The sequence below is a fragment of the Saccharothrix hoggarensis genome, assembly GCF_052936025.1.
In genome coordinates this window covers 3,349,220-3,364,348 of record NZ_CP193624.1, presented here as the reverse complement: position 1 = coordinate 3,364,348, position 15,129 = coordinate 3,349,220, and the positions used below count along the sequence as shown (strand labels likewise).

The following is a 15,129-nucleotide window of genomic DNA, read 5'->3' as shown; positions in this document are numbered from 1 at the left end:
CTCACCTCTCGGATAGGTCTGCGGTGCGGTGCGGCGTGCGAGCGGTCAGGACCTCGGCGATCCGGGCCAGTGGTCGGGGCTGGGTCATGTCGTCGTGCGCGCAGTCGACCGGGTGGACGTCGATCCGCCCGGTCACGGCGTCCCGCCAGGCGGTGACGTCCGGCGCGTCGGGTCCGCGCCCGGCGGTGGCCTGGAAGAACCGGACGTCGCCCCGGTAGGCGCCGGGCGTGAACGCGTCGGCGAGCCGGGCGTTGTTGGCGGCCACCCGGGCCACGCCGGCCAGCCGGTCCGCGTCGAGCGCGCCGAACGCGGTGCCGGTCCGGGCGAGCGTGGCGGCGACCGCCTCGTGGGTGAGGTCGTGGCCCTCGGGGTCGACGCCGGCGGCCGCGAGCATGCCGCGCAGGAACCCGTCCTGGTCGCGGTCGGCGCGCGGCGCCTGCGGGTAGGAGTCCATCAGGGTCAGCTCGACCTCGTGGCCCTCCTGTTCGAGGCGGGTCGCCAGCTCGTGCGCGACCAGCCCGCCGAACGACCAGCCGACCAGGCGGTACGGGCCGCGCGGCGCGACCGCCCTGATCCGGCGCAGGTAGTCCTCGGCCATCTCGCCGACCGAGCCGGGCAGGCCGCCGTCGTCGGCCAGCCCCGCGGCCTGCAGGGCGTAGACGGGCTGGTCGGCGGGCAGGTGCCGGAGCAGGCCGGAGTAGACCCAGCCGATGCCCAGCGCGGGGTGCACGCAGAACAGCGGCGGCCGGGAACCCTTGGACCGCAACGGGATCAGCACGTCGAACCCGCCGTCCGCGGGCCGGGTCGCGCCGTGCTCCACGGCGGGGGCCAGCTCGGCCACGGTCGGCGCCTGGAACAGGGTCGCGACGCCGAGCCGCGCGCCGAGCCGGTCGCGGACCAACCCGACCAGCCGGATGATCAGCAGCGAGTGGCCGCCGAGGGCGAAGAAGTCGTCGTCCACGCCGACGCCGTCCACCCCGAGCACCTCGCCGAACAACTCGCACAGGACCCGCTCCACGGGTGTGCGCGGCGCGCGGCCGCGGACCCGTTCGGCGAAGTCCGGCGCGGGCAGGGCGGCGCGGTCCAGCTTCCCGTTGCGGGTCAACGGGAGCGCGGGGAGCGTGACGAACGCGGCGGGCACCATGTAGTCCGGCACGCGTCGGGCGAGCGCGGCGCGCAGGCCCTCCGGCTCGGCCGTGCCCACGACGTACGCGACGAGCCTGCGGTCGCCCGGGCGGTCCTCGCGGACCACCACGGCGGCTTCGGCGACACCGTCGAGGCCGCGCAGGACCGCTTCGATCTCGCCCGGCTCGATCCGGTGGCCGCGCACCTTCACCTGGTCGTCGGCGCGGCCCAGGTACACCAGGTCGCCGTTCGGCAGGCGGCGCGCGACGTCGCCGGTGCGGTACATCCGGGAGCCGGCCGGCCCGTGCGGGTCGGCGGTGAACCGCTCCGCCGTCAGCCCGGCCCGGCCCAGGTAGCCGCGGGCCAGCGACGCGCCCGCGATGTACAGCTCCCCCGGCACGCCGGTCGGCGTGGGGCGCAGGCGGGCGTCCAGGACGTACGCCCGGGTGCCCGCGAACGGCTTGCCGATCGGCACCGGGCCGGACGGCAGCGGCACGCCGGCGGGCACGCGGTGCTGGGTGCAGTTGACCGTGGCCTCGGTGGGTCCGTAGACGTTGACCACGTCCGCGTCCGGGTGGGCGCGGCGCCAGGCCGCGACCGCCTCGCCCAGCAGCGCCTCGCCGCCCAGCAGCAGCTCGCCGCTGGGCGAGTACGCGTCGGGCAGCGCGGTCAGCAGCGGGAGGTGGCTCGGGGTGGCCTTGAGGAACGTGGCCGGTCGGGCGGCGAGGGCGGCGGACGTCCCGGCGGACTCCTCCAGCGCGGCGACGTGCACGCAGCCGCCCACCACCAGCGGCGTGTAGAGGGCCGTCACGGTGAGGTCGAACGACACCGGCGAGTGCAGCACCGCCGCGCCGGTCGCGCTCGGGTAGGCGGCGGCCGTCCAGCCCAGGTAGTCCGCGACCGACCGGTGTTCCACCACCACGCCCTTGGGCCTGCCGGTGGAGCCGGACGTGTAGATGACGTACGCGGGGTGCCCCGGGCGCAGCGGGGAGCGGCGGTCGGCGTCGGTGGGCGCGGTGACCGGGAAGGTCCGCAGGTCGAGGTCGGCCGGCCGGAGCGTCGGCACGTCCGCGCCGGGCACGCCGTCGCCGATCAGCAGCAGCGGCGCGGCGTCGTCGAGGACGTGGCGCAGGCGGTCCACCGGGTGGTCCGGGTCGAGCGGCAGGTACGCGGCGCCCGACTTGAGCACGGCGAGCAGCGTGACGACCAGGTCGACCGAGCGGGGCAGGGCCAGCGCGACGATCTCGCCGGGCGCGGCGCCGTGCCGGATGAGCAGGTGCGCCATCGCGTTGGCGCGCTCGTCCAGCTGCCGGTAGGTCAGCTCCTGGTGGGCCGGGCCGGTGCCACCGGTGACGGCGACGGCGTCCGGGGTGCGGGCCACCTGGGCCTCGACCAGCTCGGCGACCGGGACGACCGGCACGTCGTGGGCGGCGCTGTTCCACCGCGCCAGCGCGTCGTGCCGCTCGGCGTCGTCGAGGAGGTCCAGCGCGCCGATCGGCTGGTCGGGGTCGGCCGCCGCCGCGGCGAGCAGCCGTTCGAACCAGCCCGCGATCCGCTGCGCGGTGTCCTCGTCGAACAGGTCCGTGCGGTAGGCGAGCATGCCGTCCACGCCGTCCGGCGCGCCGTTCGCGTGCCGTTCGGACAGGCTCAGCGACAGGTCGAACTTCGCGCCGCCGCCGGTGGCGGGGTACGCGTCCGCCCGCAGTCCGGGCAGCGCGATGGTGGCCTCGCTGTTGTTCTGCAGCGTGAGCATCACCTGGAACAGCGGGTGCCTGGCCAGCGAGCGGCGCGGGTTCAGCACCTCCACCAGCCGTTCGAACGGCACGTCCTGGTGGGCGTACGCGGCGAGGTCGGTGTCCTTGGCGCGGTCGAGCAGCTGCCGGAACGTCGGGTCGCCGCTCGTGTCCGTGCGCAGCACGAGGGTGTTGACGAAGAAGCCGACCAGGTCGTCCAGCGCGTCGTCGGTGCGGCCCGCGACCGGCGTGCCGATCGGGATGTCCGTGCCCGCGCCGAGCCGGGTCAGCAGGGCCGCGAACGCCGACTGCAGCACCATGAACGTGCTCGCGCCGGCAACACGGGCCAGGTCGGCGAGCCGGGCGTGGGTGCGCGGGTCGAGCCACACCGGCACGCGGCCGCCGCGGTGGTCCGGCGTCGCCGGGCGGGGCCGGTCGGTCGGCAGGTCGAGCTGGTCGGGCACGCCGGCGAGCTGCTCCGACCAGTAGGCGAGCTGGGTGGCGATGAGGCTGTCGGGGTCGTCCTCGCGACCCAGCAGCTCGTGGTGCCACAACGCGTAGTCGGCGTACTGGACGGGCAGCGGCGCCCACTGCGGCGCGCCGCCGGTCGCCCTGGCCCGGTAGGCGTGGGACAGGTCGCGGGCCAGCGGGGACATCGACCAGCCGTCCGCCGCGATGTGGTGCAGCACGAGGACCAGCACGTGCTCGCCCTCGGCGACGTGCAGCAGGTGGGCGCGCAGCGGCGGTTCGGTGGTGAGGTCGAAGCCCGCCCTGGCGGCGGTGGCGATCGCGTCGTCCACCGCGTCGCGCGGCACGTCCGCGATGGACAGCTCGACCTCGCGGGCGGCCAGCACGGCCTGGCGCGGCGTGCCGTCGTCGCCCTCGGGGAAGACGGTGCGCAGTGCCTCGTGCCGGCCGACGACGTCGGACAGGGCGGACCGCAGCGCGCCGCGGTCCAGCTCGCCGGTCAGGCGCAGCGCCACCGGCATGACGTACGCGTCGGCCTGGCCGCCCATCCGGTTGAGGAACCACAGCCGGCGCTGGGCGAACGACAGCGGCACGACCTTGGGGCGGCGGCGGGCCACGACCGCGCTCCTGGTCCGCCTGCCCCGGTCGAGGCGGGTGGCGAGGGCGGCGACCGTCGGCGCGTCGAACAGGGTCCGGATGGCCAGCTCCACGCCGAGTTCGGAGCGGATGCGGCTGACCAGGCGGGTGGCGAGCAGCGAGTGCCCGCCGAGGTCGAAGAAGCCCTGGTCCGCGCCGACCTCGTCCACGCCGAGCACTTCGGCGAACAGCGCGGCGAGCGCCTTCTCGTCCTCTGTGGACGGTGCGCGTCCGGCGGCGGCCGATCGGTCCGGCGCGGGCAGCGCCTTGCGGTCCAGCTTGCCGTTGGGCGTCACGGGGAACGCGTCCACGACGACGAACGAGGCGGGCACCATGTACTCGGGCAGCGTGCGGGCGACGAGCGCGCGCAGCTCGGCGAGGTCGGGCTCCGCGCCGGCGGCCGGCAGGACGTAGCCGACGAGCCGCCGGTCGCCCGGCCGGTCCTCGCGGGCGATCACGTGGACCTGCTCGACGGCCGGGTCCGCCGCGAGGACGGACTCGATCTCGCCCAGCTCGATCCGGAAGCCGCGGATCTTCACCTGCTCGTCGGCCCGGCCGACGAACTCCAGCACGCCGTCGGCGGTCCAGCGGGCCAGGTCGCCGGTCCGGTACAGGCGGGAGCCGCCGGTCTCGAACGGGTTGGCCACGAACCGCTGCGCGGTGAGGGCGGGCCGGCCCAGGTAGCCGCGGGCCAGGCCGTGACCGGCCACGTACAGCTCCCCGGCGACGCCCGGCGGGACGGGCCGCAGCGCGGCGTCCAGCACGTAGCACCGCAGGTTCACCACGGGCGTGCCGATGGGCGGGGTGCCGCCGGGCACGAGCGGTCCGCTGATCGCCGAGGCGACGGTGGTCTCGGTGGGCCCGTAGCCGTTGATCATGGTGCGGCCGGCGGCCCAGCGCTGCACGAGCTCGGCCGAGCACGCCTCGCCGGCCGTGATCAGCAGACCGTCGGGCAGGAGGTCGGCGTCGGCCGCGGTGTCGGCCAGGGCGACCGGCGGCAGCGTGGCGTGGGTGATGGCGTGCTCGCGCAGCACGGTGGCCAGCGGTTCGCCCGGCATCATCCGCTCGGGTTCCGCCAGCACGAGGGCGCCGCCGGAGAACAGGCCCATGACGTACTCCCAGAACGCCGCGTCGAAGCTCGGCGAGGCGAACTGGAGCGTCCGGGTGCCGGGGCCGACGCCGAGCCGTTCGGTGTGCGTGCGGACCATGCTGGCGACACCGGTGTGGGTGACCACGACGCCCTTGGGGCGTCCCGTGGAACCGGAGGTGTAGATGACGTACGCGGGGTGCGCGGGGACGTGCGGCGCGACGCGGTCGGCGTCGGTCGGGTCGGTCGCCGGGAAGGCGCTCGCGTCCACGTCGTCGAGGACTAGCCGCGGCACGTCGGAGACACCGGCGATGACGTGGTCGGCCGCGGCGTCCACGAGCGCCAGCACGGGCCGCGCGTCCTCGACCATGTAGGCGATGCGGTCCGCCGGGTAGTCGGCGTCCACGGGCAGGTAGGCCGCGCCCGCCTTGCTCACCGCGAGCAGCGCCGTGACCAGCTCGATCGACCGGCCGCCCGCGACGGCGACGATGGCCTCCGGTCCGACGCCGCGCCCGATCAGCAGGTGCGCCAGCCGGTTCACCCGCTCGTTCAGCGCGCCGTAGGACAGCGTCCGCTCCCCCATGACCAGCGCGGGCGCGTCCGGGGTGCGGGCGGCCTGCGCCTGGAACAGCTCGCCGATCGTGGCGGGCGGCACGTCGGCCGCGGTGTCGTTCCACTCCCGCACGATCCGGGCGCGCTCGGCCGCCGACAGGACGTCGATCCGGCCGACGGCCTGGTCGGCGTCCGCGGTGAGGCCGTCGAGGACGCGCACCAGGCGGTCCATCGTGGACTCGACCCACTCCGGCCGGAACAGGTCGGTCCGGTACGACAGGCGCAGCTGGAACTCGCGGCCGGCGACGCCCGCCGCGCAGCTGAGCGGGTAGTGCGTGCCGTCCTTGCCGGGCACGCCCCGGATGCGCAGGCCGGCGATCGTGGCCGCGTCCTCGTCCGACTCGACCGGGTAGTTCTGGAACACCGTCACGGTGTCGAACAGCCGCTGGTAGCCCGCCATCTGCTGAACCTCGGCGAGGCTCACGTACTGGTGCGGCATCAGGTCGGCCTGGGTGCCCTGCACGCGGCGCAGCACGTCCACGACCGGCTCGTCCTGGCTCCACCGCACCCGCACGGGCAGGGTGTTGATGAACAGGCCCACCATGGACTCGATGCCGGTGACCTCCGGCGGCCGGCCCGCGACCGTGCTGCCGAACACCACGTCGGACCGTCCGGTGAGCACGCCCAGCAGCAGTCCCCACGCGCCCTGGAACAGCGTGTTGACGGTGAGGCCGCGTTCCCGGGCGCAGCGGTGCACCCGGTCGGACAGGTCGGTGGGCAGCACGCGGATCAGCGTGTCCGGGCGGCCCGGCGCGGCGCCCGGGTCGGCGGGCACCAGCAACGTCGGCTCGTCCAGCCCGCCCATCGCGTCGCGCCACGCGGCGTCGGCGACGGACTTGTCCTGACGGGCGATCCACTCCAGGTAGTTCTTGTACGGCGTCACGGGCGGGAGGCTGTTCTCGTCGCCGTACAGCTCGAACAGCTCCCGCACCACGATCGGCATGGACCAGCCGTCGAGCAGCAGGTGGTGCTTGGACAGCGCGAGCCGGAACCGGCCGGGCGCCAGGCGGAACACGGCGAACCGCACCAGCGGCGGGCTGGACAGGTCGAACCGGGTGGCCCGGTCGGCCGCGTGGCGCGCGGTCAGCTCCGCCTGCTGCGCCACCGGGTCGAGCGCGGCCAGGTCGACCTGCTGCCACGGGACGGTGAACTTGCGCGGGATGACCTGCACCGGCATGGCCAGGCCCTCGTGCTCGAAGCTCGCGCGGAGGTTGGCGTGCCGGTGCAGCAGCGCCTTCGCCGCCTGGCGCAGCCGCGCGACGTCGAGCGGACCCTCGACGTCCAGCAGGAGCTGGGACACGTAGAGGTCTTCGCCCTCGTCGTCCAGCAACGTCTGGAAGAGCAGGCCCTCCTGGAGTGGTGACAGCGGCAGGACGTCTTCGACCCTCGACCGTTTCACTGCGCGAACTCCCACTCGTCGATCGGCTCGTCCACGTCGTCGTCTTCCTCGTCCTCGTCGTCGTCGGCGGCGTCCAGCCGGGACTCGAACCGGTCGAGCTGGTCCTGCGTGACGGCGACCAGGGCGGCGTCGGACGGGGTCAGGCCGCCGATGTCGTCGCGCTCGCCGTGCGCCACCAGCCCGCGCACCGCGTCGGCGAAGCACGCCATCAGCTCCCGCACGTGCGTCTCGGCCAGGAGCGTCTGGGGCCACGACCAGATGACGACCAGGCGCGGCCCGTCGGCGTGGTCCTCGGTGATCGCGTTCACGGACAGGGTGTGCGTCAGCGGGGTCGCCGGGTCGGGCCGGCTGCCGGACACGTCCGCGCCGGCCACCATGCCCTCGTCGTTCACCGCGCCCCACGCCTTGGGCCGCTCCGACGCGCGGTACCGCCCGAGGTAGTTGAAGCTGATCTGCGGGTCGAGCAGGTCCGCGAGGCGCTCGCGCGTCCCGTGGTTGAGGAACCGCAGCAGGCCGTAGCCGATGCCGTTGTCGGGCAGCAGGCGCAGCTGCTCCTTGACCCGCTTGAGCGCGGCGCCGACGGCCGGACCGCCGTGCGCGAGCTCGATGGCGTCCACCGGGCCGGGGTCGAGCCGCACCGGGTACCGGCTGGTGAACCAGCCGACCGTGCGGGACAGGTCGACCGGCGCGCCGACGCTCGCCTCCTCGCGGCCGTGGCCTTCGAGGTCGACCATGACGGCGGTGGTGTCGTCGTCCTCGTCCTCGTCGCGGGCGGCGCGCCATCGCGTCACGGCCAGCGCCAGCGCGGTCAGCAGCACGTCGTTGACGCCCGCCTGGTACGCGCCGGGCAGCGTGGTGAGCAGCGGGGCGGTCAGGTCGGCGGGCAGGGTGTCCGTGACGAACCGGACCGTGCCCATGGTGTCGGTGGTCGGGTCCAGCGGGCGGTCGCCCAGCAGGGGGTCGTACTCGTCCTGCAGCTCGGCCCACATCCCGACCTCGGCGGCGCGCTCGGCGGTGTGCGCCTGCGCCACCAGGTGCTCGGCCCAGCGCCGGAACGACGTGCCGACCTCCGGCAGCTCCGGCGCACGGCCGGCGCGCACCGCGTCCCACGCGGCGGCGAGGTCGTCGGTGATGATCCGCCACGACACGCCGTCCACCACGAGGTGGTGCGCGACGACCAGCACCCGGCCCGGCGCGGACGGGCCCGCGTCGAACCACACCACCTGGACCATGCGGCCGGTGGCGGGGTCGGTGCGGTCCCACGCGTCGTCGCTGTGCTCGGCGATCACCCGGCGCAGCGCGGCGCCGGTCAGGCCGGTCACGTCGACGCGCCGCACGCACTCGGCGGCGGGCACCGCGCCCGGCTCCGGGATGAACGGCCGCCACTCCGAGCCGGTCGCGTCGCGGTCGAGCCGCATCCGCAGGGCGTCGTGCCGGTCGAGCACGGCTTGCAGCACCGCGACGAGCTTGTCGGTGTCCAGCCCGTCGGGCGCCTGGAGCAGGGTCGACTGGTTGTACCGGGCGATGGGGCCGCCGCGCTCGCGGAACCGGTGCAGCGCCGGGGTGAGCGCCACCTGGCCCGTCCCCTGGTCCGGCCCGGCCGAGACCACGCCGTCCAGGGTGCCCGCGCCGGCGGCCAGCGCCACCACGGTCTTGCGCTCGAACACCTGCCGCGGGGTGATCACCAGGCCGGCCTTGCGGGCCCGGCTCACCAGCTGGATGGAGACGATGCTGTCGCCGCCCAGCTCGAAGAAGTTGTCGTCGATGCCGACCGAGCCGGCCGCGAGGCCGAGGACGTCGGCGAACAGCCCGCAGAGGACTTCCTCGTTGTGGTCGCGCGGACCGCGGCCGGTGGACACCGGTGTGAGGTCCGGCGCGGGCAGCGCCTTGCGGTCCAGCTTGCCGTTCGGGGTCAGCGGCAGCTCGTCGAGCACCACGAACGCCGACGGCACCATGTAGTCCGGCAACGCCGCCGCGACGTGCTCGCGCACCGCCGCCGGGTCCGGCTCCGCGCCGTCGCCGACGAGGTAGGCCACCAGCCGCCGGTCGCCGGGCCGGTCCTCGCGGACGACCACGGACGCGGTCGCCACGGCCGGGTGGCCCACCACGACCGACTCGATCTCGCCGAGCTCGATCCGGAAGCCGCGGATCTTCACCTGGTCGTCGGCCCGGCCGACGAACACCAGGTCGCCGTCCGCCCGGCGCTTGCCGAGGTCGCCGCTGCGGTACATGCGGGAACCGGGCGGGCCGTACGGGTTGGCCACGAACCGCTCGGCGGTCAGCGGGAACCGGTTGAGGTAGCCGCGGGCGGTCTGGCTGCCCGCCACGTACACGTCGCCCGTCACGCCGGGCGGCACCGGCCGCAGCGCCGCGTCGAGGACGTAGATGTCGATGTTGTCGAACGGGCGGCCGACCGCGAGCGCGCCGCCCGGCAGGTCCGTGCCCGGCTCGATCCGGTGCTCCGAGGCGTTCACCGTCGTCTCGGTCTGGCCGTAGACGTTGAGCACGGTGAGCTGCGGCTTGCGGGCCCGCAGGTCCGCCAGCGCCTCGCCGAGCAGCATCTCGCCGCCCAGCAGCAGGTGCCCGCTCGGGGAGAACTCGTCCGGCAGCGCCGCCAGCAGCGCGACGTGGCTCGGCGTGGCCTTGAGGAACGTGACCTCGCGCTCGGTCAGCACCGACCGCACCTGCTCGTCGTCCTCCAGCGCCGCCAGCAGCACCGTGCCGCCCGCGACCAGCGTCGTGTAGAGGCCGGTGACGGTGAGGTCGAAGGAGATCGGCGAGTGCAGCAGGGTCAGTCCCGCCGTGCTCGGGTACTTCGCCGTCGTCCAGGCGAGGTACGCGGACAGGGCGGCGTGCTCGATGATCACGCCCTTGGGGCGGCCGGTGGAGCCGGACGTGTAGATGACGTACGCCGGGTTGGCGGGCGACGCGGGGCTGATGCGGTCGGCGTCGGCCAGGTCGGCCGACGACCGGCTCTCGACGTCCGCGATGACGGCGGGGTCGTCGAGCAGCAGCCGCGGGGTGTCGGACTCCAGCTCGGGCAGGTCCGTGGTGGACGAGGTGAGCAGCAGGGTCGGCGCGGTGTCGGCGAGCATGAACCGGATGCGGTCGGCCGGGTACTCGGGGTCGACGGGCAGGTACGCGGCTCCGGACTTCAGCACGGCGAGCAGCGCGACGACCATGTCGACGGACCGGGGCAGCGCGATGGCGACGTACCGCTCCGGGCCGGCGCCGTGCCCGACGAGCACGCGGGCCAGCCGGTTCGCCCTGGCGTTGAGCTGGGCGTAGTCGACGGAGTCGGCGCCGCAGATCAGGGCGGTGGACGTCGGGTCGGACGCCGCGCGGGCCTGGAACCGGTCCGGCAGCGTCACCACGGGGACGTCGCGGCGCGGGCCGTTCCAGTCGACCAGCAGCCGCCGGCGCTCGTCCGCGTCGAGCAGTTCGACGTCGCCGACGCGGGTGTCCGCGCTCGCGACCATCGCCCGCAGCACGCGGGTCAGCCGCCGGCCCAGCGCCGTGACGGTCTCCTCGTCGAACAGGTCCAGCGCGTAGTCGATGCTGCCGTGCAGGCCGGCGGGCTCGCCGTCCGGGCCGGTGCGCTCCTCGAACCCGAACGACAGGTCGAACTTCGAGGTGCTGATGCCCGCGTCGCGCGGGCTGACGTCCAAGCCGGGCAGGCCGAAGTCGGCGACCGGGTTGTTCTCCAGCGTGAGCATCGCCTGGAACAGCGGGTGCCGCGACAGCGAGCGGTCCGGCGCGAGCGCGTCGACCAGCCGCTCGAACGGCACGTCCTGGTGCGCGAACGCGGCCAGGTCGGCCTCCCGGACGCGGTTCAGCAGCTCGCGGAACGTCGGGTCGCCGGAGGTGTCGGTGCGCAGCACCAGCGTGTTGATGAAGAACCCGACCAGCTGGTCGAGCGCGTCGTCCGTGCGGCCCGCGACGACCGTGCCGATCGGCAGGTCGACGCCCGCGCCGACCCTGGTCAGCAGCGCGCCCAGCGCCGCCTGCAACGCCATGAACAGGCTGGTGCGGGTGCCGCGGGCCAGCGCGAGCAGGTCGCGGTGCAGGTCGGCGTCGAGGTCGAGCCGGACCGTGCCGCCCGCGAAGTCCGTCTCCGCCTGGCGGGTCCGGTCGGTCGGCAGCTCCAGCTGCTCCGGCAGGCCGCGCAGCGCGTCCTGCCAGAACGCGAGCTGACGGCTCAGCGCGCTGTCCGGGTCGTCGTCGGCGCCGAGCACGTCGTGCTGCCACAGCGTGTAGTCCGCGTACTGCACGGGCAGCGGCGCCCAGCTCGGGGCGTTCCCCGCCGCACGGGCCTCGTAGGCGGTGGACAGGTCGCGGGCCAGCGGCTGCATCGACCAGCCGTCGGCGGCGACGTGGTGCATGACGAGCAGGAGGACGTGCTCCCGCGCGCCGACCGCGAACAGGTGCGCCCGCACCGGCAGTTCGACGGCCAGGTCGAAGCCCTTGCCCGCCGCCTCGGCCAGCGCACCGTCCACTTCGGACTGCGCGACCTCGGTGACGATCAGCTCGGGCCGTGCCTCGGCGGCCGGGACGACCTCCTGGTGCGGCGTGCCGTCCACGTCGGGGAACCGGGTGCGCAGGGTCTCGTGCCGGTCGACCAGGTCGCCCAGCGCCGCGTGCAGCGCCGTGACGTCGAGGTCGCCGGACAGGCTCAGGGTGAGCGGCATGTTGTACGCCGCCGAACGCTCCTCGAAGCGGTTGAGGAACCACAGCCGGCGCTGGCCGAACGACAGCGGGACGCGGTCGGGGCGCGGCATCGGCCGGACGGCCGTGCGCGCGCTCTCCGCGCCACGCAGCCGGAGCGCGAGCGCGGCCACCGTGGGCGCCTCGAACAGGGTCCGGATCGGCACCTCGACGCCGAACGTCGAGCGCAGGCGGCTCACCAGCCGGGTCGCGAGCAGCGAGTGGCCGCCCAGGTCGAAGAACCCGTCGTCCACGCCGACCGACGGCACGCCCAGCACCTCGGCGAACAGTCCGCAGAGGATCTCCTCGGCCGGGTCGCGCGGCGCACGGCCGGCGCCGGCGCCGGTGAACTCGGGCGCGGGCAGGGCCTTGCGGTCGAGCTTCCCGTTCGCCGTCAGCGGCAGCGCGTCCAGCCGCACGAACGCGGCGGGCACCATGTAGTCCGGCACCGAGGCCGCGACGTGCGCCCGCAGCGCCGCCTGGTCGAGCGCCCCGCCGCCCGAGGGGACGACGTACGCGACGAGCCGCTTGTCGCCGGGCTGGTCCTCCCGCACGACCACCGCGACGTCGCCGGTGCTCTCGTGCGCGCCCAGCACCGCCTCGATCTCGCCGAGCTCGATGCGGAAGCCGCGGATCTTGACCTGCTCGTCGGCGCGGCCGACGAACTCCAGCGCGCCCGCCGCCGTCCACTTCGCCACGTCGCCGGTGCGGTACATGCGCACGCCGGGCGTGCCGAACGGGTCGGCGACGAACCGGTGCGACGTCAGGCCGGGCCGGCCGTGGTAGCCGCGGGCCAGGCCCTCGCCGGACACGTACATCTCGCCCGCGACACCGGGCGGGGTCGGCCGCAGCGACCGGTCCAGCACGTACACCCGGAGGTCCGGGATGGCGCGCCCGATCATGCTGCCGGGGCTCGCGGCCGCCGTGGGCTCGTCCAGCGCGAGGTAGCTCACGTGGACCGTGGTCTCGGTGATGCCGTACATGTTCACGAGCACGGGCGCGTCGTCGCCGTGCCGCGCGTACCAGTCCGACAGCCGCCACAGGTCCAGCGCCTCGCCGCCGAACACCACGCACCGCAGCGCCAGGCCGCGGCCCAGGTCCGGGTTCTCCCGGTCGGCGCGCATGAGCTGGTAGAACGCCGACGGGGTCTGGTTCAGCACGGTGACGCGCTCGCGCACGAGCAGGCGCAGGAAGTCCTCCGGCGACCGGCTCACCGCGTGCGGGACGACGACGAGGCGTCCGCCGTGCAGCAGCGGGCCCCACAGCTCCCAGACGGAGAAGTCGAAGGCGTAGGAGTGGAACAGGGTCCACGCGTCATCCGGGCCGAAGTCGAACCAGTGCTCGGTCGAGGACAGCAGGCGCAGCACGTTGCCGTGCGGCACGACCACGCCCTTCGGCCGTCCCGTCGAGCCCGACGTGTAGATCACGTACGCGGGCCGCCGGGGGTCGATCGCCACGGACGGGCGGTCGGCGGCACGGCGGTCGAGCGCGGCGGCCGTGTCGGCGTCGTCCAGCACGACCCGCTCGACGTCGAGGTCCGGCCCGAGGGCGGCCAGGCCGTCCCGGGTGCCGACGACGAGCGCGGGCCGCGCGTCCTCGATCATGAACGCGAGCCGGTCCGCCGGGTAGTCGGGGTCGAGCGGCACGTACGCGGCGCCGGACTTGAGCACCGCGAGCACGGCGACGACCAGGTCGGCCGAGCGCGGCAGCGCCAGCGCCACGAACCGCTCCGGGCCCGCGCCGTGCTCGACGAGCAGGCCCGCCAGCCGGTTCGCGCGCTCGTCCAGCTCCCGGTACGTCAGCCGGACGTCCTCGTAGACGACGGCGGTGGCGTCGGGCGCGAGGTCGGCCTGCCGGTCGAACGCCGCGACGATCGAGTCGTGGGCCGCGGGACGCGCGCCGGTGGTGTCGTTCCACTCGTGCACGATCCGCGTCAGCTCGGCCTCGGTGAGCACGTCGACGCGCCCGACCTGCCGGTCGAACCCGTCGGCCAGGGCGTCGAACAGGTGCAGGAGCCGGTCGCCGAGCAGCCGCACGTCGTCGGCGGACAGCACCTCGGGGCGGTGGTCGAGCCGCAGGCCCAGCGAGCCGTCCTCCTCGATGCCCGCGATCAGGCTCAGCGGGTAGTGCGTGGCGTCGACCGCGGTGACCGCCGCGACCTCGACGTCGCCGGCGGCCACCCGCAGCGCGGCCGGGTCGAGCGGGTAGTTCTCGAACACCGCGATGGTGTCGAACAAGGTCGTGTGCCCGGCGATCCGCTGGATGTCGGGCAGGCCGAGGTGCTGGTGCGCCATCAGGCGGGACTGCTCGTCCTGGAGGCGTCGCAGCACGTCGGCGAACGTCCGGTCGGCGGGCAGCGTCACGCGGACCGGGAGGGTGTTGATGAACAGGCCGACCATGGACTCGACGCCGGGGATCTCCGGCGACCGGCCCGAGACGGTGGCGCCGAACACCACGTCGTCGTGGCCGGTGGAATGGGCGAGGAGCATGGCCCACACGCCCTGCACCACGGTGTTCATGGTCAGGCCGTGCCGGCGGGCCTCGTCCGCGAGGCGGCGGGTCGACGCGGCGTCGAGCGCGACGGTGTGGTGCTCGGGCGCGGCCCCGCTGTGCTCGGGGGCGTCCGGGGCGATCAGGGTCGGCTCGGCCAGCCCGCTCAGCGCGTCCGCCCACGCCTGTTCGGCGCCCGGGCGGTCCTGGCGGGCGAGCCAGGCCAGGTACTGCTTGTACGGGGTGACCGCCGGCATGCCGGCGTCGTCGCCGCGGCTCGCGTACAGCTCGAACAGCTCGCGCACCAGGATCGGCATCGACCAGCCGTCCACCAGGATGTGGTGGTTGGTCAGCACGAGCCGGTGGCGGTCCGGGCCGAGGCGGAACAGCGTGCAGCGCAGCAGCGGGGGGCGGGCGAGGTCGAAGCGGGTCGCGCGGTCGGCGGCGGTGAGCCGGTCCAGCTCGGCGGCCTGCGCGTCGGCGTCCAGCCCGGAGAGGTCGACGTCCGCCCACGGCGCCTCGACCTCGCGCGGGATGACCTGCACCGGGCGGCTCAGCTTCTCGTGGCGGAACGCGGCCCGCAGGTTCGGGTGCCTGCGCAGCAGGGCTTGGACCGCGCCGCGCATCGCGGCGCCGTCCACCGGGCCGTCCAGGTCGAACAGGAGCTGGACCGTGTACACGTCCACGCCCTGCTCGTCGTAGAGCGAGTGGAACAGCAGACCTTCCTGCAACGGCGAGAGCGGCAACACGTCCGCCAGGCCAGGCTTGGTCATCTTTCACAGCCTCCAGTCGGCGTCGAGCAGGTCGGTGGTGCCGAGTCGGTCGTGCGCCGTCGGTCGTGCGCGGTCGGTCCTGGCGGTGGTGGTGCGTCGCGG

Annotated in this window: 2 protein-coding genes; both read right to left on the bottom strand. The window is 74.9% G+C overall.

Annotated features, from left to right (window positions below; genetic code table 11):
- Nucleotide 1 precedes the first annotated feature (1 nt).
- Entirely contained in the window at nt 2-7,060 is a 7,059-nt protein-coding gene (locus ACRAKH_RS15580) for an amino acid adenylation domain-containing protein (RefSeq protein WP_447009899.1), read from the bottom strand.
- Nucleotides 7,057-15,027: an amino acid adenylation domain-containing protein gene (locus ACRAKH_RS15575; protein WP_380722851.1), complete on the bottom strand. Its 7,971-nt coding sequence runs from the start codon at nt 15,025-15,027 to the stop codon at nt 7,057-7,059. The genes ACRAKH_RS15580 and ACRAKH_RS15575 overlap by 4 nt, the downstream gene beginning before the upstream one ends.
- Between the last annotated feature and the right edge of the window lie 102 nt (nt 15,028-15,129).